This window comes from Bifidobacterium indicum (assembly GCF_036987015.1).
GTDB classification, from domain to species: Bacteria; Actinomycetota; Actinomycetes; order Actinomycetales; family Bifidobacteriaceae; genus Bombiscardovia; species Bombiscardovia indica.
The window spans coordinates 1,472,644-1,493,901 of sequence record NZ_BTXM01000001.1 but is presented as its reverse complement, the minus strand read 5'-3'; the positions used below and the strand labels follow the sequence as shown (position 1 = coordinate 1,493,901).

Below are 21,258 nucleotides of genomic sequence, written 5' to 3'. Positions count from 1 at the left end.
AATGATGGCTACAGGTGAATTCGGCTCTGTCCGGCGGTCCTTCCAGGGATGGGGGTCAGAGCTGACCTTCGGATACCTGAACGATCTGGTGCAGGATCGCGCCGTTACGGACATCGCCGTCACCGGGGAGGGAAGGGTCTGGGCCGATAAGGGTAGGGGCATGGAGGAGGAGATCTTGGAGCCGGGTTTTGCAAGCCCCGGGGCCGTTCGTGATTTTGCGGTGCAACTCTGCTCTCAGCTCGGCAGGCGGCTGGATGATGCCCGCCCCATTGCCGACGCGTCCAACGAGGCGGGCATCCGTATCCATGCCGTACTGGCTCCGCTGGTCCCTTCCGGCGCCTCCTTATCCATACGGCTTCCGGCCCACCGACGACCCGGACTGGAAGAGCTGGCGGCATCGGGGCTCTGCCCCCACAACTGGCTTTTCATCCTCAGGGCCCTGGTGGTCAACCGTGCCACCTTGCTGATTACAGGGGGAACGGGTGTGGGTAAGACCACCCTCCTGCGTTCCCTCCTGGCTCTCTGCCCGCCCGGGGAGCGGTTGGTCACCGTCGAAGAGGTGCGCGAGTTGGGCATGATCGAGGGGCATGGCGACCAGGTTGCCCTGGCCGCGAGGGAATCCAATGTGGAAGGAGCAGGTGCCGTCGGCCTGGTCGACCTGGTCAAGGCGACGCTGAGGATGAGACCCGATCGGATCATCCTGGGGGAGTGCCGTGGCGAGGAGATAGCCGACCTGCTGCGGGCCTTCAACTCCGGTCACACGGGTGGGATGGTCACCCTCCATGCCGACAGCGTGGAACGGGTACCTTCCCGCCTGGCTACCTTGGGGCTTCTGGCCGGCCTTCAGCCCGTGGCCTTGTCTGCCCTGGCCGAAGGGGCCTTCGGTGCGGTGATTCACCTGGAACGTCACGGGAGTCAGCGCCATATCGCCCAGATAGGAAGGCTGGTTATGGGTAGCAAGGGGACCTTGGTTGGTCTGCCTGTCTGTATTTGGTCCGGCAGTGGTCACCCCCGGTACGGTTCGGCCTGGGGTCCATTCGCCAAACGGTGGGGAATCAGGACCAGTGGTCCGGGAGGAGACCGGGAATGAACCTCGAACTTGTCTCCGTCCAGGTCTGCGTCCCGGTCCTTGCCGCTTTTGCTCTTGTCCTGACGGGGCGTAGTGGTGCCAAGCCTCGTCTCGATTCGCTGGAACCGGTGATGGAATCAAGGCCTGAACCGGTGGGGGCTGCGGTCCTGATCGCTTCTCTGATTGCACTTGTCCGTAACGGCAGTGATTTGGTGGAGGCCTTCGAGGAGTTGGCCGGTCGCCGTTTCGCTACCAGGGAGGTGACGTATGACCGAGTTCATGCCATGCTGCTGGATCGTTCTCCCCCTGCTGAACGGGGAGAGGGGATGGATATCATCGCCGCGGCTTTGGCGGCCTCGTATCGCCTCAGTGCCGAATCGGGGTGCCGGGCGTCGGACTGCCTGCAGGCGGTGGCCTCCCTGCAGAAGCGTCAGGCTGCCTTGGATGATGCCCGCGATGGGGCCTTTGCCATGCCGAGGGCCACGGTCAGGCTCCTTTCCGGTCTGCCGATTCTGACGGTCTTCCTGGGTGAGCTGTTGGGCGCTCACCCCCTGGCTTTTCTCTTCCGGTGGGGAACAGGGTTGGTTTGCCTGGCGACGGGGACTTGTTTCTATTGTGCAGGGCTGATCTGGATGTGGGTGCTCCTGAAGGGGATGGAAAAGAAGGGCGGACTCTGATGAAGGCCTTGGGATCCGCCATTCTGATTGGCTTCGCAAATGCACTGTTCCGCAGGTCGGTCGGCCTGCGCTCGCGACTTGGTCCTCATGGGAGGGCAAATGCTCCGCTCACCCTGGTCCTGGAGATGATGGCGGTAAGCCTGCGGCAGGGTGCTTCGATTCCCCAGGCCCTGGCTGGGGTAGGGCGGACCCTTGGTGGTACCTATGCAGAGGTGCTGATCCGGGTGGCCCGTCTGTTGGGTGATGGCAATGACTGGTATCTGGCCTGGTCCCAGGCCAAGCGGCATCCCCTTCTGGGGAAATCGATGGCGGTCCTGTCGGGTTGTCTGGAGTCCTCCTGGCGGCATGGAACCTCGCCTCTGAACCGGATGGAAACCACCGTCGAGCAGTTGGAGAGGCAGGCCCGCAGCGGATTGGACCAGGAGACTGCCAGGCTCTCCATTCGGATGCTGGTACCGACCGGGCTCTGCATTCTGCCTGCCTTCGTTCTCATTGGTGTCATTCCCTGTATTGCCGCCTTTGCGGGCGGAATGTTCTGAGTCGAGTCCAGATGCTTCCATCGCTCCGGTTGTTAGCTGTGTGTCTTCCCTGACGTCTTGATGAAACGTTTTGTCAAACATCTGATAATCCACAGGATGAGTTCATCGGGGCTCATTTGACCACATGCACCTTGCAGGGAGGATGAGAGGTCTGAACGGGGGCAAAGTGGGGTCACCTGGTTGGGAAGACTCGTCGTCATCGACGAAACGCAATGAATTGGGGATTTCGGAAAGGAAAGGTGGCAGTTATGACAAGCATGCACTTGGTGGTCAAGGGTAAAGGCCCGAACGGGGAGGGAGCCGAATTGGCCCGTTCTGAAAAACACACCGGCATCCGGATGGCTGCCGAGACGGGTAGGGGAGGCGGACTCGGCAGACTGAAGACGCTTCGGGTGCGGGCGCACGGGATGATGACCGAAGGTGTCTGCCGCCTCCATCAGCTTCCCCTCGCTCTGATTCAAGGAGGTGCTGCCAAAATCAAGGTGTTGACGGCACGGCCGGAGTCAGGGGCCGCGACGGCCGAGTACGCCGTGGTACTGATAGCCGCGACGGCATTCGCCGGGCTGCTCCTGGCCATCCTCAAGTCTGATACTGTTCGTTCTCTCCTGTCTTCGCTGGTTAAACAGGCCCTGAGCGTCTGATGGTCGGACCCAGTACTGCAGGGCGGGTCAGGTCCGGCTGCTTCCGGGATGCCGGAACCGATTCAGGAACGGTGACGGCCGAGTTTGCCGTAGTGCTTCCGGCGGTCATGGCCCTGGCCATACTGCTGTTGGCCCTGACCCAGACCATCCGCATCGGCATGATCTGCCAGGATGCCGCCAATGCCGCGGCCCGGGAGCTGGTGATCCACCAGGGCAAGGACGACCCGGCCGGTCTGGTGTCCCGAATGGCGGGAGGGTCATCTGAGTTGGCCCTCGAACGTTCCGGTCGCCAGGTCCAGGTCACCCTTTCCTGTCCGGTCGTCTCAACTCCGCTTGGAATCCTGCCGCCGCATATTCAAGGCAGGGCCGTTGCAATCCTTGAGGAGTGAAGGCCATGGCCGATGGAAGGAAACTCATTCGCCGGACCGTTTCGAATGAAGGCCGAAAGGAAGTGGACGCGAAAGGAGAAGAGGAGGAAACAGGGCGGAAGGAAATAGAGCAGAAGGAATCAGGTCGCACGGAATCAATCCGTGTGGAATCAGGTCGGGTGGAACCCCGCCGGAGAAGGACCGGAAATCGAATGATTCCAAGTGGACAGGCCGGAAAGGCATGTTCGCGGAAGCATGGAACCAAATCAGATGGGCCGTGGTGGCGAGGAGAGGATTGCGGGTCGGGTTCATCCATGGGAATCGCCCTGGTTGCACTGGTAGCTCTTGGACTGGTGATTGCGGCCATGGTGGGGAATCTTCTGATCTGCCGTACCAGGGCACGTACTGCAGCCGACGCCTCTGCCCTGGCTGCGGCGACGGTACTTGATGAAGGTAGTGGTTCTCCTTGCGCCCGGGCCTCTGCAGTGGCTTCCGCCAACCATGGGGATCTGACAGCATGTACGGTTGAGAGTGAGGATGTCCTGGTCGAGGTAGGGGTGGACACCTCTGTCCTCATTGTCCCCAGGGTGGCCCAATCGTCCCGTGCCGGGCCTGTCGACTGTGCCTGACCGCAGGGTGAAGGCTGAAAGCGAACGTGTCTAAAGAAATGGATAGCCTTGAACCATGGCATTGGCACTCTATAGGCGGTATCGTCCTGACACATTCGATGGCATCATAGGCCAGAATCAGGTCACGGTACCCCTTTCGCGGGCGCTGGATGAGAACAAACTCACCCATGCCTACCTTTTCTCGGGCCCCAGGGGGTGCGGGAAGACCAGCAGTGCGCGAATTTTCGCCCGGTGCATCAACTGCGCCAAGGGTCCCACCAGTCACCCCTGCGGGAAGTGTGACAGCTGCAAGGACCTGTCCACCGGAGGCCCGGGGTCGATTGACGTGGTGGAGATCGACGCGGCCAGCCACAATGGTGTCGATGATGCCAGGGAGCTCAGGGAGCGTGCCGGCTTCGCACCTGTGCGCGATCGGTATAAGATCTTCATCCTGGACGAGGCTCACATGGTCACCCAGCAGGGATTCAATGCCTTGCTCAAGATTGTCGAAGAGCCGCCAGAGCATGTCATGTTCATCTTTGCGACCACCGAGCCCGAGAAGGTCATCGGCACGATTCGTTCCAGGACCCACCACTACCCTTTCCGTCTTGTTCCCCAGGAGGTCATGGGGCCCTATCTGGAGGAAATCTGCTCCAAGGAGGACATCAAGGCCGAGCCTGGTGTGTTGAAGCTGACCATGAGGGCCGGGGGCGGTTCCGTCCGTGACACCCTATCCATACTGGACCAGCTCATGGTGGGGGCCGCAGACGGTACCATCACCTACGACTCCGCCGTGGCCCTTCTAGGGTTCACCCCTGAATCCCTGATCGGTGAAGCGGTGGACACCTTGATCGACCACGATGGCACCGGCCTGTACGGCGTGATTCAAAAGGTGGTGGTCGGTGGGTTCGAGCCCCAGCGGTTCGTTGAGGATCTCCTGGCCCATGTCCGTGATCTTCTGGTCTTGAAGCTGGCTGGAGACAAGGCCGAAAGCGTGCTGAGCGAGGATTCCGACGCCGACCAGGCAGCAGACCTGCATCGCCAGGCGGATGCCCTGGACCTGTCCACCCTGATTTCCATGGCCGATTGCATGAACAAGACCTTGGCCAGCATGAATGGGTCCACTTCTCCGCGGATGCGACTGGAGCTGCTGGCAGCACGTCTCCTGGCTATAGGGTGTGAACCCATGGAAACCCCTCAGCAGGTTCCGGCTCCAGCTGCCGCTGCAGCCAGGCAGGCTGCTCCTGTACGGTCCGGTTTCATCGGTTCCAAGCAACAGGGTCAGTCGGGGCAGGGTGCCAGGCCATCTCAAGCCGCATCGCATGCAGGTCCTGGCCCCTTCAATCCTGCTTCCGCGGCTGCGGCAGCCGGGACCTCGACACCATCTGATCCGGCAGAGGCTGCGGCTCCTGGTGTGGCACCTGCACAGGGTGGCCAGCCCACGGCGGTGCACACCCCCACATCCGCAGCAGACGATAAGGCGTCTGTCCCGACAGGAGCCGAGCTTGACAAGCGCTGGGATGCTCTGGTCGCCGCCCTGCCGGAAGAGGTCCGAGACTATGTGGTCAGAAGCAAGGTGCCGACCGTGGACATGGCGGCCGGTCCTTCGGGCAGGCAGATGCTGGCCATGACCTTCGACAAGCCGTTGAGCCAGCACGCCTTTGCCATGGCAGTGACCTCCCGGAGCGTGGATGGGGAGACCAAGGTTCCCAGGATCATCATGGTCCGGGCCCGGCAGGAGTTCGGCGAGAAGACGATGATCGCCCCATCCGGGACGGCCGCCAATGGGGAGCCGGTGGAATCGGTCAACAAGATGTCGCCCCAGCGTCGTGCCGAGGTCAAGAAGGAGGTTGCCCTGGCCAGGGCCAACCTGTCGACCATGGGCTTGGGGTCGGCCGTCAAGCCCCATGCGGCTTCTGACATGAGTCATGCCGCCCGTGAAGCGGCCGGAGCCCAGGGTGAGCCCGACGGGGAGAAATCCTCGGCGGGCGACCAGGCCGGCACCGGCGACGGTTCGGATGAAGGTCACCACCCGGGGTCGCCTTCCGGCCAGGAAGCTCCAACCGGTGGGATGCCCTTGACTGGTCAACCCGTTTCGTCGGGTGCGATGGTTTCTGCTGACCAGCAGGTCTCAGGAGGGCAGGGAGCTTCAGCCGGGTCTGCAGATCAGGAGGCTTCGGCCCCCTTGCCGGCAGCCGGGTTCGGGTCGACTGACTCTTATGCCCAGGAGGATGACGACGATCCCTGGGCCCGTCCCATGCCTGCACAGCCAGCCGAGAAACCCGTCGACAAGGATAAGGATGACCCATCCGAGGAGCATGAGGCCAAGAAGGTCGCCCTTCCCGACCTGAGCGATGATACGGATCCATGGGCGGTCCCCGAGCAGACCAGACCGGCTGCTGGGCCGGATGCCTCCCCGATCGATTCCGGTCAGGATGATGCGGCACCCGCTGGAGATGCGCCATCAGGTCTTCCCGTTGGGTTTGGACCTGGTGCAGGATCCGGCCAGGCCGAGGCCATGCCAGGCGCTGGCGCAGAGGGGTTGGGCGGCCAGGTCGAACAGGTCCCGCAATCCGGGTCCCAGGGTGGAGTTGAGCCTCAAACCTCAGCCGGTCCTCAGGATAGCTTTGAATCGCAATCCCAGACCGTGCCTACGGGATTCCAGGTTGGTGACCAGTTTGCCTCCTTCGTGCCGCCAACCCGGAGGGTCCAGCCCGGGCAGGCCGTTCAGTCGGATTCCCCTGTTCGGCAAGGGGGTCATGTGTATCCCGGTGAACCCGGTCAACCAGACCCCGATACGGGCGGAATGCCGACGCCTGCCGTCAACCCCGAGAATGATGTCTACTCGATGCAGGATGCCCGATTGGGTGCTGACACAACCCTGAACCAGGATGACCTGACCAGAATGTTCGATGTATCCAAGGTCGAGGACTTTACCGCCGATGACCCGGCTAATCCACTGAACATACAGCGCAGGCGGCAGGCACGACAGGCGGGTGAATGATGGCCGGAACCTATGACGGGGCCATTCAGGACTTGATTGACTCCTTCTCCAAGCTTCCCGGGATAGGCCCCAAGGGGGCACAACGCATAGCCTTTTACCTTCTCGGGGCGGATAGGCAGAGTGCCCAGGACCTGGCCGATGCCATCGTCACAGTCAAGGAGAAGGTCCGCTTCTGCGAGATCTGCGGGAACGTCTGTGAGACCAGCCCCTGCCCGATTTGCCAGGACCCTCGTCGCAATCGGTCCATGATCTGCCTGGTCGAGGAGCCCAAGGACGTGATGAGCATCGAACGGACCGGGGAGTATCACGGCCTGTACCACGTTCTGGGCGGGGCCATCGACCCAATGTCCAATGTGGGCCCCGGTGACCTGCGCATCCCCGAACTGTTGAAGAGACTCAAAACGGATGAGGTCAAGGAAATCATCCTGGCCTTGGACCCCAACATCGAAGGGGAGGCCACAACCACCTATCTGGCCCGTCTTCTGGATCCCCTGGAAATCAAGGTCACCAGGTTGGCCAGCGGTCTGCCGGTGGGCAGCGACCTGGAGTATGCGGATGAAATCACCTTGGGTAGGGCGATTTCCGGCCGACGTGATGTCTGATGCCCTCGTCGAATGGTCAAGGGCCTGTACTGGGGAACCGGCGCTGGCCGCCGTTCCCATGGTTGGCGGATTCGTGGTTTCCCCGTCATCGGCTGTGGTGTCTGGCTCGGGTTCCATATGCTGGTGACCGATGCGTCCAGGACCACGGTCGTCCATATAATGGCTTCTCGTAACCTACGTCCAAGTGTCTCAACCTTCGCGGATGGAATAGCAGTGGCTCTTATCGTTCAGAAATTCGGCGGGTCCTCGGTGGCGGACTCGGATTCCATCAAGCGCGTGGCCAAACGCATCATCGAGACCAAGCATGGTGGGAACGACATGGCCGTTGTGGTTTCGGCCATGGGGGATACCACGGACGATCTGATCGACCAGGCCCTGGATGTGGACTCCAACCCGCCGGCCCGGGAGATGGACATGCTGATGACCGCCGGAGAGCGCATCTCCATGAGCCTTCTGGCCATGACCATCCACGCTCAGGGCGAAAGCGCCCACTCCTTCACCGGGTCCCAGGCGGGGTTCATGACTGATGCCAGGTATGGGGCCGCCCACATCCGTAACGTCAAGCCCTACCGGGTCATGAATGCCCTGAAGCAGGGTGAGGTCGGCATTGTGGCCGGATTCCAGGGGGTCAGCGCCGACGGCGATGCCACCACACTCGGCCGAGGGGGGTCGGATACCTCTGCCGTGGCCCTGGCTGTGGCCCTCCATGCCGATGTCTGCGAGATATACACCGATGTGGACGGGGTTTTCACGGCCGATCCCAGAATCGTACCCACCGCCCGCCGGATCTCTCGGATCTCCTATGAGGAGATGCTGGAAATGGCGGCGGGCGGATCCAAGGTCCTGGCCCTGCGGTGCGTGGAATACGCCCAGCGGTTCCACATGCCCATCCACGTGCGCAGCTCGTTCTCACACCGGCCGGGCACCCTGATCATGCCCCAGGATATGGGTGTTTCCGACATTCCCAACCTGGCACCGGACCAGCGGCAGGTGGCCCAGGCACAGCGAGTCAACCGACCGAACCACGAAGGATGACGGAAGGATGAACATGGCAGGCGGCAAATCAATGGGTGACCTCTTCCCGGACCTGAACGGCCCCGAGGCCCCGATCATCTCGGGCGTGGCCCATGACCGCAGCGAGACCCAGGTCAGCCTGCGATCGGTGCCCGACAAACCGGGTGTGGCCGCCAGGCTCTTCACCATCCTGGCCGAGGGCGGAATCAACATCGACATGATCGTTCAGGCGGGTGCCGCCACCGGCACCGTCGACATCTCCTTCACCCTGCCCAGCGCCCAGGCCGACCAGATCCACCCTCTGCTGGATAAGGCAAGGGACATCATCGAGTTCAAGTCGGTCGACATCAACTCCGAGGTGGGCAAGGTGACCCTGGTGGGGGTGGGCATGAAGACCCACTCGGGCATCACCGCCACCTTCTTCCGGGCTCTGAGCGACAAGCACATCAACGTCCTGATGATCTCCACCTCCGAGATCCGCATTTCGGCCCTGGTTCCCCTGACGGACCTGGATGATGCCGTCAGGGCCGTTCACACGGCCTTCGAATTGGACACCGATCAGGTGGAAGCGGTCGTCTACGGCGGTACAGGCCGCTGAAGTCCGGCCTTCGGTACAATCAAAACACCAGCGGAAATCAAACAATCCGGACCAATCCAGGCAGGGCCAGGACGTTGCAGGCGTTCGGGCCGGCACAGCCGGTTCTCGGCGGAGGGGTCGGGGAGGAGATCAGGATGACGAGGATCAACGATCGGGGCATCAATGTTGCGGTGTTGGGTGCCACCGGGCAGGTCGGCATGGTCATGCGTCGGATTCTGGCCGAGCGGGACTTCCCCGTCAGGGATCTGAGGTTCCTGGCATCCGCCCACTCGGCAGGCCGGGAACTGGACTGGTGTGGCACCTCCATCACCGTGGAGGATGTGGGGAAGGCCGACCTCTCGGGCATCGACCTGGCCATCTTCTCGGCCGGCGGATCCACCTCGAAGGTCTGGGCCCCCCGCTTCGCCCAGGCCGGTGCCTACGTGGTCGACAACTCCTCCCAGTGGCGTATGGACCCCGAGGTACCCCTGGTGGTTTCCGAGGTCAACCCCGAGGACCTGGACCGGATTCCCCGTCGCATCGTGGCCAACCCCAACTGCACCACCATGGCCTGTATGCCGGTGCTGAGCCCCCTGGCCAAGGCCTATGGTCTCAGGCGGCTGATCGTCTCCTCCTACCAGGCGGTCTCCGGGGCCGGCAGGGCGGGTGTCCTCCAACTCAGGGACGAGGCCACTGCAGCCGTCGAGCAGGGAGCCGACAAGCTGGCCTTCGACGGTTCCGCCATCGACTTCCCGGTTCCGACCAAGGTGGTCAAAACCATCGCCTTCGACGCGGTCCCCTTCATCGGGGCCCTGGTGGATGACGGAAGTGAGGAAACGGACGAGGAACAGAAGCTGCGTAACGAGAGCCGCAGGATTCTCCACCTGCCCAACCTCCATGCCTCCTGTACCTGTGTGCGTGTCGGGGTCTTCACCTCGCACGGAATGAGCATCAACGCCGAATTCGACAAGGATGTGACTCCCGACCAGGCCCGTGACCTCCTGGCCAAGGCCCCCGGAGTCCGGCTTTCCGATATTCCTACCCCCCTCCAGGCGGCCGGCAGGGATCCGAGTTTCGTGGGCAGGATCCGTCAGGACCAGGCCGTCCCGGGCAGGAAGGGCCTGGCCATGTTCGTAGCCAACGACAACCTGCGCAAGGGTGCGGCTCTGAATGCCGTGCAGATCGCCGAGGTCATCGTGGCCAAGCACTTCGCAGACAGGGTCTGAGCCGCGAGGCCCGTAGGCCTGCTGGACTTGTACGGGGTCTGACGGGGCAGCGGATTGTGGCCCTGGTCAGCAGAACGCGGAACTGCGGAACCGCGGAACCGATAGACCCGGGGACCGGATCCGGACGATACCGTGCCGGTGGGGTTTGCCGCCTGGGGTCCGCCTTGATCCGATTCCGTCCAAGAGCGTTCGTGAAGATAAGAATCAGCTGGCAGGAGGGTCAGGACTCCAGAGGTTCCCAGTGGGTCATGCCGGAATTCGAGACCTGGACCTCTACGGATGCCCTCATCCCGATTCAGCGCCACGTCGTTTCTGTCCCTTGTCTGTGGTCTGTTCGTCGTCCAGACTCAGAATCCCTTCGGCGGTCTCCCGGTCGGTGGCCAGGGCGGAAATCAGTCCGGCCCTGAGGCAGGCCAGGATTCCGGGCACTTTCTGGTGTCCCCAGGCCACGCCGATGACCAGGGGGATGCGCCTGAGCCGGTCGAAATCGATAGATATGGTCCGCTCGCACAGGCTGGTGCGGATGTGGTTGCCCTGGGCGTCGATATGGTGGCCGCAGATGTGCCCGACCGCCTTGAGGGAGGTGACCTGCCGAATCAGGTCGGCGTCTTCATAATCATGGAAGATGTGTCCGGATCGCCCCTCCTCCACGGATCCGACCCCTACCACGGCCACGTCCGCATGGCCGCCCAGGGTCAGTGTGTCGGCGATCTGCTTCTCTTTGAGCATGGCCTTGGCGACGGACTTGGAGGAGAGGATCATGGGCACGGGCAGGGTGGTATAGCTGCCCCCCAGTCGTTGTGCCAGCATCCGGCAGATTTCCGGTGAATCCGTCATGGGGTTGGTGGGTGAGAGGGAGCCGATCATCTGAGCCACATTGGTCTTGGCCCAGTTCTGCGGCGGAACCTCGCGGACCGTATAGGCCACCGCATTGCCATTGGATACCGTGACCAGGGAGTCGGGTCGGGTGTGCTCCACCAGGAGGGAAGCCGCGCTCCGGGGCACCACATCGTAGCCGGTGCATCCCTGCGGGGGTTCCGAAACCCTGGCATAGTGCAGGTTGAACCGGTGTATCAGCTCTGCTTCAAGGCCCTGTAAACGTTCCAGGGGGTCCCTGATGGTGACGGAGACCAGGCCCTGGTCCTCGGCCTCCTTGAGCATCCGCGAGATGGAGGGACGTGAGTATCCCACCTTGGCTGCGATCTGGGACTGGAGCATGTGGTCCTCGTAGTACATGCGGGCGATTTCCAGGAGGAGCTGGACCCGGTCACGCGCCTGCGCGGAGGTCATCAACTGTACATCATTGAACATATGTACATCTTATCAAACGACTATGGAAGAAACAATACGAAACTAAGTGAATGAAAAGGCAAAGAATTAGGCGATTTTTTTATCGACACTTCCGTAGTGTAGCAATAGAAGTAATCATATGTGCATCTAGTTGGTTGCTTTTGGGCTGGACCGGTCACTATCGTTGATTTTGTAGGGAAGGCACCGATGCCACTGGATAGCAGGATGCGGTGCATGATAATCGCAGAGCAAACAAAGGAGTTCGAATGGCATTTGCAAGGACAATTCTCGGAGATGTGGACCCCAAGACCCTGGGTGTCGTCAACAGCCATGACCACCTGATTCGCGTCGGGGCGGGAGAGGTCTACCTGGATGGGGACCATCAGCTGGATTCGGTGGAGAAGGCCGAGACCGAGGCGGGCTACTTCGCCAAGGCCTCCCTGAACTGGAGCGACCAAGGCGGCACCGTGGTCGACATGTGTCCGATCAACTGCGGACGTGACATCGAGAAGCTGGTCGAAGTGGCCCGTTCCGTCGACCACTTGCAGGTGATCGGCGCCACCGGTTTCCATCGCGAGCATGTCTACCTGGAGACCCAGTCCCACTGGATCAACCGCTACAGTGTGGACCAGATCGCTGACCTGGTCATTGCCGACATCACCGAGGGCATCGACCGCAATGACTACACCGGTCCCCTGGTGGACCGCAGCCCCTACAAGGCCGGCGTCATCAAGATCGGCACCGCCTATGGCAAGATCACCCCCTTCGAACACAAGTGCATGGAGGCCGCGGCCAAGGCCGCCATCGAGACCGGTGCCCCGATCAACACCCACACCACTTATGGCACCTGCGGCCTGGAGCAGGCCCAGACCCTGATCGATCTGGGTGTCCCCGCCAACCAGATCGCCATCGGCCATATCCAGCGCAATGCAGACGTTTACTATCTGGAGCAGATCCTTGACCTGGGCGTCTATCTGGAGATCGACGGTACCAACCGCATCAAATACCAGCCCGATTCCAACAGGATCATGGAGCTCAAGGCTTTCAAGGAAGATGGTTTCGAGGACCGGATCCTTCTGGGCACCGATTCCGGAAAGCGCTCCTACCAGAAGGTCTACGGTTCGGTCAGCGGTGTCGACTACAACCCCGCCGTGGATGGTCCCCGCATGATTGCCGAGGGCTTCGATCCCGCCTATGTCGACAAGCTGCTGATCGGCAACGCACGCACCTTCTTCGCCTTCCGTAAGGAGGCCTGATCGCCATGGCGCAGGAGAACCGGTCGGGAGCCAGGGGCGCTCTGGAACGTCCCCAGCTGCAGATTGCCTTGGACACCTTCGACATGCCCTCGGCCCTGAAGCCCTTGAACGCGGCCATCAGCAAGATTGATGTAATTGAGTGCGGGACCGTCCTGATCATCGCTGAGGGTTTGAAAGCCGTCCGCGAGATTCGAGCGCTCTACCCTCAGAAGACCATCCTGGCCGATGTGCGTATCGCCGAGGCCGGGGCCGTCATCTCCAGGGCCTGCTTCGAGGCCGGGGCCAACTGGGTCTCGGTCGTGGCCGGGGCCAGCATGACCACGGTGGGCCAGGTCGTCAAGGTCGCCCAGGAGTTCGACGGCGAGGTGCAGATCGAGCTCGGCGAGCGGTATGATCCCGATCAGGCCAGGCAGTGGCGTGAACTTGGTGCCACCCAGGTCATCGTCCACCGCTCCCGGGATGCCGAGGCGGCCGGAACCCTGACCTGGGGCGAGAACGACAAGGAGCGCATCCGCGAACTGCATGATATGGGCTTCAAGGTCACGGTCACCGGCGGCGTCACCGCCAAGGATCTCCCCTTCTTCAAGGGTGTCCCTGTCGGTGTGGTCATCTCCGGTCGTGGCATAGTCAAGGCGGATGATCCGCTGGCGGCGGCCACCGAATTGCGCGATACGATCGACAGGGTCTGGTCCTGACGACCCCATGGGATTCCGGTCGTCCGTGGTGGTGATGCCCCTTGCACAGGAGCAAACGCGCACCCTGCGGATGGCCGGTTCCGGACCAGACGGGACCAGGCCGGATGTTCGGTGTGGGCCGCTCTCCTGCCGGAGCAGCCAGGCCCCGTCGGGACGATGACCGAACCAAGCACAGGCACTGAATGGGAGGACCCCGATCGCAGGTGGTCCGACCCGGACCGGATTCGCACAAGACGAATCGAACAGGGAAAGTGGACCGGAGAGGGACATGGCAGTCCCGGTACGGTCTGAGTGAAACAGACTAAGGAATATCGATGGCAGAGCATACCTATGACCTTTCAACGATTGGCGAAGGTCAGATCAGACTTACGGTCAGGAGGGGCGAGCGTCTGATGAATGCGCGTTCCGTTCTGATGAATCCCGCCTGTTCGGAGGCCAACGTGGCCGGTGTCCTGGCCCAGTTGCAGCGCAAGACCCTCTGGACCTCCTCACTGCCCGAGGGTGACCTGGGCGAGTATGTGCTGAGCGAGTACCGCTCGGTGGGCGTGGACCTGAGCACCATGGTCCGCAAGCCGGCCAGCCGGATCGCCCTCTACTTCATGGAGCCGGGCGAACCGCCGATGCCGGCCAATGTGATCTACGACCGGGAGTACACCCCATTCAGATCCACCGGGGTGAACGAATACGACTGGGACAGGATCTTGGACACCCGCCTGGTCTTCCTGACCGGCATCACCGCCGCCCTGACGGATACCACGGCCGAGGTTGTTACCTATGCGGCCGACCAGGCCTTCAGCCGAGGCATCGATATCGCCCTGGACGTGAACTTCCGCAGCAAACTCTGGACGGGCGAGCAGGCCAGACGTGTCCTGGAGCCCATCGCCGAGAAGGCCCGTATCCTCTTCTGCTCCATCAAGGACGCCAAAAGCGTCTTTGGGATCGAGGGAAGTGGCGAGAAGGTCTGCGAGCAGCTCTATCAGCGTTTCGGCAACGACTACATCGTCTCCACCAACCATCTGGACGGCCCCTACTTGCGTACCGCCAAGGGGATCAAGAAGTACACGACCACCACGGTCCCCGTGGTCGACCGCCCGGGTGCAGGTGACTCCTTCGTGGCTGCCACCCTGCACGGGTTCCTCTCCGATGATGTGGAGTGCGGCGTGCGCTGGGGCCAGCGTGCGGCCGAATATGCCCTGACCCACATGGGCGACCTGACCCGCATCCGTGCCCACGAGTTGGACATTCCCCTGGGCGAGGACATCAACCGCTGAAAGCCGTAAACGGCTCTTCATAGGTGTATGCACGGCCTGCCCTGCCCTGATCCCCGGTGGAATCAAGGGCGGGTCGGCCTGCTGGGAAACCCGTTTATCGACATATCCATGAAAGGGATTTCAATATGAGCGATACACAAGCCCGAACAAGCCAGGGAGGTCTGACCGCTTACGAGCAGATCGACACCCGCCCCCTGACCGGGCATCAGAAAAGCATCATCGGCCTGGCCATAGCCGGCAACATATCCGAGTTCTTCGACATGTTCCTGATCGGATTCGTGGTCTCCATCCTGACCTCGGCCTGGCATCTGACCGGTGTATCGGCGGGCATCATCCTGGCCTGCTCCGGTCTGGGCACGGTCATGGGCTCCATCGTATGGGGGCGCCTGGCCGATCGGTTCGGTCGTAAGCACGCCTTCCAGTGGTGTGTGCTCTGCTTCGTCGTGTTCACGGCCCTGTCGGTCTTCCTGCCCGACGGTGCCTGGGTCCTCCTGGCCATCCTGCGCGTGGGCGTGGGCATCGGCGTAGGCGGTCTCAACATCGTCTCCATCCCATATGTCCAGGAGTTCGTGCCCTCCAAGCAGCGCGGCATGCTCTCCGGCCTGGCTTCGGTCTTCATCCCCCTGGGTCTCCTCCTGGGTTCGGTCGCCCAGAGTGTGATTGGCGAGAACTGGCGCGTCCTGGTGGCCCTGGGCGCCATCCCGGTCCTTCTGCTCTTCTGGCTGGCCATGGTGCCCGAATCCCCCAGGTTCTATCAGAGCGTCGGCCGTGATGATGACGCCCGCAAGGCCCTGGGTTGGGCCCTGGAGCTGCCGGCCAATCAGGTCGGGGACCTGCCCAAGGTCGAGCAGGAGCAGAAGGCCAGCTACCGTCTGCTCTTCTCCAGGCATCTGAAGCCACTGATCATCATCTCCGTCGGCTCTTTCTGCTTCATTTTGGGTTCCTTTGCCATTCAGTCCTGGGGCCAGACCCTGATGAAGGATGCCTTCGGATTCTCGACCAAGATGGTGGCATACCTCTTCATGGGCGTCTCGGTGGCCGACTGCATCGGCCGGTTCGGTTCGGCCTGGTTGGCTGATGTCATCGGCCGACGCTGGACGATGTTCTCCTTCGGCATCATCGGTGCCCTCGGCTGCTTCTACGCCGCCTTCTTTCACAATTCGGGCTGGCAGTTCTACATCGCCGTCCTGGTCATCATGACCTTCGCCGATGGCGTATTCGGCATCCTGAACGCCTTCGGCGGTGAGCAGTTCCCCAACGATGTACGCTCGACCGGTCTGGGTCTGGGATACGGCATCGGGGCCACTGCAAAAATCGTCGGCCCGATCTTCATGGGCCTCCTGGTCGGTGGGGATTATGTCTCCCAGCACATCAACATCGGCGTGGTCACCACGGCCTTCACCTTCTTCGGTGTCTGCCTGGTCATCGGTGCCGTGGTCTATCTCTTCGCCCAGGAGACCAAGGGCAAGGATCTGGAAAGCCTCTGATCGGGTATTCCGTACGGAAACGCGGGCAGGGTCGTCCTCGGGGAGGGGGGCGGTCCTGCCCGTTTCCATCAGGTTCGTTTGGGGGCGGGCCTGTCTTTGCCCAGACCGGACAGGTTTTCTCCGCGGTCTGTCCATTCTTTCCGGTGCTTCTTTCCAGGACCGACAACCTTTCGTCCGGATGGGCGGTAGCTGTGATCGGCAAGAATGGTTCCGACGGTCTCGCCGATGTCTGTCACGCTCGGATTCGCCTGTCCAGAACCTTCCCGCACCCGGGTCTGTTCACCTGTCCAGCCGCCGTGGGCTGGTTGTTGCCGACGGGGACGACCACCAGGGGACCGCGCAGGACAGGGCTTCGTTGACGCTGTTCATTCCGCCGTGGGTGATGAAGAGGTTGGCCTGTTCCCGTACCGGATTGTGGCAAAGAGGGTCGGGTCGCTACGTTGGAGGGGATGACTCCCAGTCGGCCAGGTGGTATGTCCAGGGTGGGCACCAGGACCGAAACGTCCAGATTGGCCGGAGCCTCCGTCAGCTGGCGTGGTATTCCCGCCCCGACCCCCGGCTGGTTCTCCGGGGACACGCAGGTCAGTGGTTTTCTTCTCATGGAGGGACATGCCACTCCGGATACCCCCCCCCCCCGCATTCCTCATAACCGTCATTGTCCGTCTTCCTCCTCGTCATCCTCGCCACACCACTGGTCCCTTGTAGGCAGGCGGCTGGTTCGACAGGGTGGTAGCCCTGCTCGGGAGACGTCTTCTGGTGGGGTTGCATGGGGCGGACCGTATAGGCATGGTTCCTCCGAGGCTGGTAAGCCAGAGCTTCGCACCGATGTCGTCGTGGGCGGGATGGGATCGTCGCCTGAGCAAGCCCCCACTGATCGACACAGGGCGGGATGCTTGAAGACGGAGGTCATGTATGGCCCTCCGGTTTCGCCCGGTTCCCTCAGGATCATGGAGTTGAGGGCAAAGGCGGAGAAAGGCGGTGGGAGGGTATCCCCGCCTCGGCCGCCAGGGCCGCGCCGGGCAGGAAGAACATTTCGTGGATCAGGCGTCATAGGCCGGTGCCATCCCTCGGGCGGTCTGGTAGGCGGCCGACCATGAAAAGATTTCCCACAGGGGCCGATTGGGGGGGGGGCGGTCATGCCGCATGCGGTTGTAGGCGGAAAAGCCCGCGCCTGTCGTTCCGATGCGCTCTTGCCAATCGGGGGCATTGATGGAATCCGCCTCGCGCCCCTGCCCGACCGGGTCTTTGGCGGGTCCCAGTGTGGGGTTGGGGTGACCGGCGAAGGGCAGGTTGACCATGAGCACCCTGCCACTGCAGGGTTGGTGATGTTCGATGGCTTTGCCCCCAGGGTCTGTCCTCCTATGCCGAGGGGTTGGCGGAGCGGACCCCCGGGGTTGCCATCTGTGCCATACCTCGAATGGCGGTTCATGGTTGTGTCCCCTCGACCTTCAGCCGGGCTCTGGTTTCATCGACCAGGATCGGGTCGATCACCGGGGCCTGACAGACCTCCAGGAGGCGCATGATCCAATCCATCCTGGCAGCCTGCTCCGTGAATCGGTTCCCGAGATGAGGGGTCAAGCCAGATGTCCGGCAGGATGAGACGGTCCTAAGTCGTATGGGCCGGGTCGGGGCATTTGAATTCGTCGTTTTGCCGACCGGTTTCCGGCATCGAGGCAAGTTGCCCGGAGAGGCGCCCCTTGATCGAGTGGAGAGTGAAGAGCAATGCGAACGGTGCCTTTTCGGCCGCACCGTGACGAGATCAGGCTGGTCATGTCTGGGGAGGTGGGGACCTGGCGCAGCCATCCGGTGACCTTCTCCCGGGGTTGTCGGGTTCCTGCATGCCCAGGCCTGCAGGGCGTTCGGCGTATGGTTCTCCTGGGTTCAGACCAGGTCCTGCAGGGTTGCTTGGAGGGGAAGTGGTGGTGGAAGAACCCCTCGGAGACTCCCGACCGGTCGGGGATGTCCTGCATGGAGGTCTCGCCATATCCCTGTGACATGAAGAGGCTCCTGGCTGCTTCCAGAATCTGTGACAGGGTTGGTTTTGCCTTGGCCTCGCGCCGATCGGTGCCCTCCTGCATGCAATTCCCGTTCTTCACTCGAAAGCCGGTTGTCGGTCTGTTATTGATGACGGGCTGGCACATTGTTCAGACGGGCAAAAGTCCCGGATAGCGGTCAGATTGCCGGGTGGCCCTACACTTGGTGGCATGACCAAATCATCTGACGAGGCACGGCGGCAACTGGACCGGATTGTGGCCCTGGGGTATCCAGACGTGGCTGATGTGAGCGCCTCCGCCTTCAGATCCCTGGCCCAGCCTCTTATCTCGGCCCTGGAAGGAACCGAGCTGGGTGATCAGATACTGCTCATACCGACCCGGGAGCTGGTCAGCCCCGAGTCCCTGATCGCCCGTACCAGCATCAACCGGATGGCCGGTTTTACCACCATGCCCCCGCGTGACATCGCCAGCTTCCTGCCCCAGAACGGGTTCGAGCCCCCTGAGGGGCCTTTCTATATCGTCTTGGAGCCTCATACGGGCACCTGCTATGTCAACAGGGAACCGGATGTCGCCCGCAAGCTCATCGACTCGGATGACCGTTTGCCCCTCACCCTGGAGGAGGGCCTGGCCGTCGCCACCCAACACCCTGACTGGCTGGCCGTCAAGAACGGGTTCAACCTTCTTGGCTCGCACAGCGCCGACGGTCGCGTCCCCAGCATCTGGATGAGCCAGACGGCACCCCGCCTGGGCTCGGTCTGGCCCAATTCCCGCCACACCTGGCTGGGCAACGCATACTGCCTGGGCCGTCGCGGCATCTCCCTCTTCCGGTGAGGGAAATCCCCGGATCAACGTTCGTCGGGTGACCGCCGGCCATGTTTTCCGGCAATCGATGGTTATATTTGTGTACGAGGTGAATCTCGCCCTGCAAAACGTGAAGGCTGTGTCAACGGCGTCCACGATGGTGCGGGGACGGTGTTCGCCGCAAGGAAACGGCCCACACCAATCAATACAGAAGGAGGAGTGATGGATCAGGATCATACGTCCGTATTCGATCTTGCGGCCCAGGCTGCATCGTCCAATGGAGGTAACAACGATCTGTTGCTGCCTCCCCGCCGGTTCGTCGGCTCGCCGCAGAAGCCCAGCCCCATGCCCTACGACAAGTATGTGGCTTACAAGAAGCAGGTGCCCTTCGACTATCCGCAGCGCACCTGGCCCGAGAAGACCCTGCAGAGGGCCCCGCGCTGGTGTTCGGTCGACCTGCGTGACGGCAACCAGGCCCTGGTGGACCCGATGGATTCGGAACGTAAGCTACGTTTCTGGAACCTCCTGATCTCCATGGGGTTCAAGGAGATCGAGGTGGGCTTCCCCTCGGCCTCCGAGACCGATTATGACTTCATCCGCCTCCTGATCGAGCGTGAGCTGATTCCCGACGACGTGACCATCGTGGTCCTGACCCAGGCCAGGGAGCATCTGATCAGGCGCACCTACGAGGCCCTGCTGGGGGCCAAGCGGGCCGTGGTCCACTTCTACAACTCGGTCTCCGTGCTCCAGCGCGAAGTGGTCTTCCATAAGGACAAGGCAGCCGTCAAGAAGCTGGCCACCGATGCGGCCGGGCTCTGCAAGTCCCTGGAGGAGGATGCCGAGGGAACCGACCTCTACTATGAGTACTCGCCCGAATCCTTCTCCGGGGCCGAGCCCGAGTACTCCTTGGAGGTCTGCAACGCGGTCATCGACGTAATCAGGCCCACTCCAGAGCATCCGATGATCATCAACCTGCCCAACACGGTCGAGATGACCACCCCCAACGTCTTCGCCGACGAGGTGGAGTACATCTCCAACAACCTGAAGGACCGCGATTCCGTGGTCCTCTCCCTCCACCCCCACAACGACGAGGGCATGGCCGTGGCCGCCACCGAGCTGAGCCTCCTGGCCGGGGCCGACCGGGTCGAGGGGTGCCTCCTGGGCAACGGGGAGCGTACCGGAAACGTTGACATCTGCACGGTTGGGCTGAACATGCTGGTTCAGGGCATCGACCCCCAGCTGGACTTCTCCGATATGCCCAACATCCGCAGAACCGTGGAGTACTGCAACCAGATCAAGATCTCCGAACGGCATCCCTATGCCGGCAACTTCGTCTTCACGGCCTTCTCCGGTTCCCACCAGGATGCCATCAAGAAGGGGCTGGATGCCCGTCAGCAGGCTGCCCTGCGCGATAACGCCAACACGGAGGACTACCTCTGGCTGGTGCCCTACCTGCCCATCGACCCCAAGGACGTCGGCGGCAGCTACGAGGCGATCATCCGTGTCAACTCACAGTCCGGCAAGGGCGGGATGGCATACCTGCTCAAGGCCAATCACCACCTGGACCTGCCCAAGCGACTCCAGGTGGAGTTCGAGAAGCTGGTCCAGGCCTACGCCGACAAGACCAAGCACGAGGTCAAGGATGCCGATATCTGGCGACTCTTCAAGGACGAGTACCTGCCTGTCGAAGAGGGTGGCGGCGTGGCCGACGGGGAGTCCATGGCCGACAAGGACGACGAGACCCTGAACCAGTGGGGCCGCCTCAAGCTTCTGGGTGTCTCGGTCACTTCCGGCGAGGACGGGTCGGACACTGTGCTGGAAGCGACCGTGCTGGACAAGGGGCTGGGCCCCCAGGACGAGGAGTGCAAACGCCGTATCGAGGGCCGCGGCAACGGTCCCATAGCTGCCTTCCTGGATGCCCTCAAGTCGCTGGATCTGACCGTTTCGGTCCAGGACTATGCCGAGCATGCCATGACCGCCGGGTCGGACGCCCTGGCCGCCTCCTACGTGGAGTGCAAGGTGGGCGAACCTGCTGAGGCGAGGGTGATTTGGGGTGTCGGTATCGATTCGTCGATTTCGACCAGCTCCCTCAAGGCCATCATCTCGGCCATCAACCGCTTCGAACGGATCTGACGGGAG

Annotated in this window: 20 protein-coding genes and 1 pseudogene; 17 read left to right on the top strand and 4 right to left on the bottom strand. The window is 62.2% G+C overall.

From position 1 onward, the window contains the following. Nucleotides 1-4 precede the first annotated feature (4 nt). The 11 genes and pseudogenes from AACP59_RS06535 (at nucleotide 5) to AACP59_RS06485 (ending at nucleotide 10,325) form a co-directional block, all read left to right on the top strand. The gene (locus tag AACP59_RS06535) at nucleotides 5-1,090 is read left to right on the top strand and encodes a TadA family conjugal transfer-associated ATPase (protein WP_339350356.1); all 1,086 of its coding nucleotides are present in this window, start codon (nucleotides 5-7) and stop codon (nucleotides 1,088-1,090) included. Next, nucleotides 1,087-1,746, top strand: coding sequence for a type II secretion system F family protein (locus AACP59_RS06530; protein ID WP_339350355.1), 660 nt, complete (start codon nucleotides 1,087-1,089; stop codon nucleotides 1,744-1,746). Before AACP59_RS06535 ends, AACP59_RS06530 begins: the two co-directional genes overlap by 4 nt. Continuing rightward, the gene (locus AACP59_RS06525; RefSeq protein WP_339350353.1) at nucleotides 1,746-2,285 is read left to right on the top strand and encodes a type II secretion system F family protein; all 540 of its coding nucleotides are present in this window, start codon (nucleotides 1,746-1,748) and stop codon (nucleotides 2,283-2,285) included. The genes AACP59_RS06530 and AACP59_RS06525 overlap by 1 nt, the downstream gene beginning before the upstream one ends. 470 nt (nucleotides 2,286-2,755) lie before the next feature. Continuing rightward, nucleotides 2,756-2,926: pseudogene (locus AACP59_RS06520) on the top strand (DUF4244 domain-containing protein); the annotation flags it as partial. After that, the gene (locus AACP59_RS06515) at nucleotides 2,926-3,315 is read left to right on the top strand and encodes a TadE family type IV pilus minor pilin (RefSeq protein ID WP_297316323.1); all 390 of its coding nucleotides are present in this window, start codon (nucleotides 2,926-2,928) and stop codon (nucleotides 3,313-3,315) included. The pseudogene AACP59_RS06520 and the gene AACP59_RS06515, both read left to right, overlap by 1 nt. 5 nt (nucleotides 3,316-3,320) lie before the next feature. After that, nucleotides 3,321-3,923 carry an Rv3654c family TadE-like protein gene (locus AACP59_RS06510; RefSeq protein ID WP_339350351.1) on the top strand — a complete coding sequence of 201 codons (603 nt, stop codon included), beginning with the start codon at nucleotides 3,321-3,323 and terminating at the stop codon, nucleotides 3,921-3,923. A 55-nt stretch (nucleotides 3,924-3,978) separates the two neighbouring features. Further along, complete coding sequence (gene dnaX / locus AACP59_RS06505; protein WP_339350349.1) at nucleotides 3,979-6,906, top strand: DNA polymerase III subunit gamma/tau; 2,928 nt, start codon at nucleotides 3,979-3,981, stop codon at nucleotides 6,904-6,906. Further along, a complete protein-coding gene (gene recR / locus AACP59_RS06500; RefSeq protein ID WP_339350429.1) occupies nucleotides 6,906-7,508 on the top strand; it encodes a recombination mediator RecR in 603 nt (200 codons plus the stop codon). The genes dnaX and recR overlap by 1 nt, the downstream gene beginning before the upstream one ends. A gap of 213 nt (nucleotides 7,509-7,721) precedes the next feature. Then, nucleotides 7,722-8,543 carry an aspartate kinase gene (locus AACP59_RS06495; protein ID WP_297316320.1) on the top strand — a complete coding sequence of 274 codons (822 nt, stop codon included), beginning with the start codon at nucleotides 7,722-7,724 and terminating at the stop codon, nucleotides 8,541-8,543. Nucleotides 8,544-8,550: 7 nt separating this feature from the next. Continuing rightward, nucleotides 8,551-9,120, top strand: coding sequence for an ACT domain-containing protein (locus AACP59_RS06490; protein ID WP_370465974.1), 570 nt, complete (start codon nucleotides 8,551-8,553; stop codon nucleotides 9,118-9,120). 134 nt (nucleotides 9,121-9,254) lie between these two features. Then, entirely contained in the window at nucleotides 9,255-10,325 is a 1,071-nt protein-coding gene (locus tag AACP59_RS06485) for an aspartate-semialdehyde dehydrogenase (RefSeq protein WP_297316318.1), read from the top strand. A gap of 285 nt (nucleotides 10,326-10,610) precedes the next feature. On the opposite strand, the gene AACP59_RS06480 is transcribed toward AACP59_RS06485, so the two are convergent. Then, nucleotides 10,611-11,636, bottom strand: a complete 1,026-nt coding sequence (locus AACP59_RS06480) for a sugar-binding transcriptional regulator (protein ID WP_339350347.1) — start codon at nucleotides 11,634-11,636, stop codon at nucleotides 10,611-10,613. A 245-nt stretch (nucleotides 11,637-11,881) separates the two neighbouring features. Here AACP59_RS06480 and AACP59_RS06475 point away from each other — a divergent pair, with 245 nt between their 5' ends. The 4 genes from AACP59_RS06475 (at nucleotide 11,882) to AACP59_RS06460 (ending at nucleotide 16,324) form a co-directional block, all read left to right on the top strand. Next, nucleotides 11,882-12,871, top strand: coding sequence for a phosphotriesterase family protein (locus AACP59_RS06475; protein ID WP_297316316.1), 990 nt, complete (start codon nucleotides 11,882-11,884; stop codon nucleotides 12,869-12,871). Nucleotides 12,872-12,876: 5 nt separating this feature from the next. Then, a complete protein-coding gene (locus AACP59_RS06470) occupies nucleotides 12,877-13,566 on the top strand; it encodes a 3-keto-L-gulonate-6-phosphate decarboxylase UlaD (protein ID WP_297316315.1) in 690 nt (229 codons plus the stop codon). A gap of 314 nt (nucleotides 13,567-13,880) precedes the next feature. After that, nucleotides 13,881-14,837, top strand: coding sequence for a sugar kinase (locus tag AACP59_RS06465; protein WP_297316314.1), 957 nt, complete (start codon nucleotides 13,881-13,883; stop codon nucleotides 14,835-14,837). A gap of 125 nt (nucleotides 14,838-14,962) precedes the next feature. Further along, complete coding sequence (locus tag AACP59_RS06460) at nucleotides 14,963-16,324, top strand: MFS transporter (protein ID WP_297316313.1); 1,362 nt, start codon at nucleotides 14,963-14,965, stop codon at nucleotides 16,322-16,324. Nucleotides 16,325-16,556: 232 nt separating this feature from the next. Here AACP59_RS06460 and AACP59_RS06455 read toward each other — a convergent pair whose 3' ends face one another. The 3 genes from AACP59_RS06455 to AACP59_RS09525 form a co-directional block, all read right to left on the bottom strand. After that, on the bottom strand, nucleotides 16,557-16,925 hold the full coding sequence (locus tag AACP59_RS06455; protein WP_339350346.1) for a hypothetical protein: 369 nt from the start codon (nucleotides 16,923-16,925) through the stop codon (nucleotides 16,557-16,559). Nucleotides 16,926-17,364: 439 nt separating this feature from the next. Continuing rightward, nucleotides 17,365-17,622 (bottom strand): hypothetical protein, encoded by a 258-nt coding sequence (locus AACP59_RS06450; protein ID WP_297316312.1) that lies wholly within the window; start codon nucleotides 17,620-17,622, stop codon nucleotides 17,365-17,367. Between the two features lie 276 nt (nucleotides 17,623-17,898). Next, complete coding sequence (locus AACP59_RS09525; RefSeq protein WP_370465973.1) at nucleotides 17,899-18,402, bottom strand: TetR/AcrR family transcriptional regulator; 504 nt, start codon at nucleotides 18,400-18,402, stop codon at nucleotides 17,899-17,901. Nucleotides 18,403-18,528: 126 nt separating this feature from the next. Here AACP59_RS09525 and AACP59_RS06445 point away from each other — a divergent pair, with 126 nt between their 5' ends. Both AACP59_RS06445 and leuA read left to right on the top strand, forming a co-directional pair. Next, complete coding sequence (locus AACP59_RS06445) at nucleotides 18,529-19,149, top strand: DUF5701 family protein (protein ID WP_297316310.1); 621 nt, start codon at nucleotides 18,529-18,531, stop codon at nucleotides 19,147-19,149. 192 nt (nucleotides 19,150-19,341) lie between these two features. Next, nucleotides 19,342-21,252: a 2-isopropylmalate synthase gene (leuA, locus tag AACP59_RS06440; protein WP_297316309.1), complete on the top strand. Its 1,911-nt coding sequence runs from the start codon at nucleotides 19,342-19,344 to the stop codon at nucleotides 21,250-21,252. The last annotated feature ends 6 nt before the right edge of the window (nucleotides 21,253-21,258 follow it).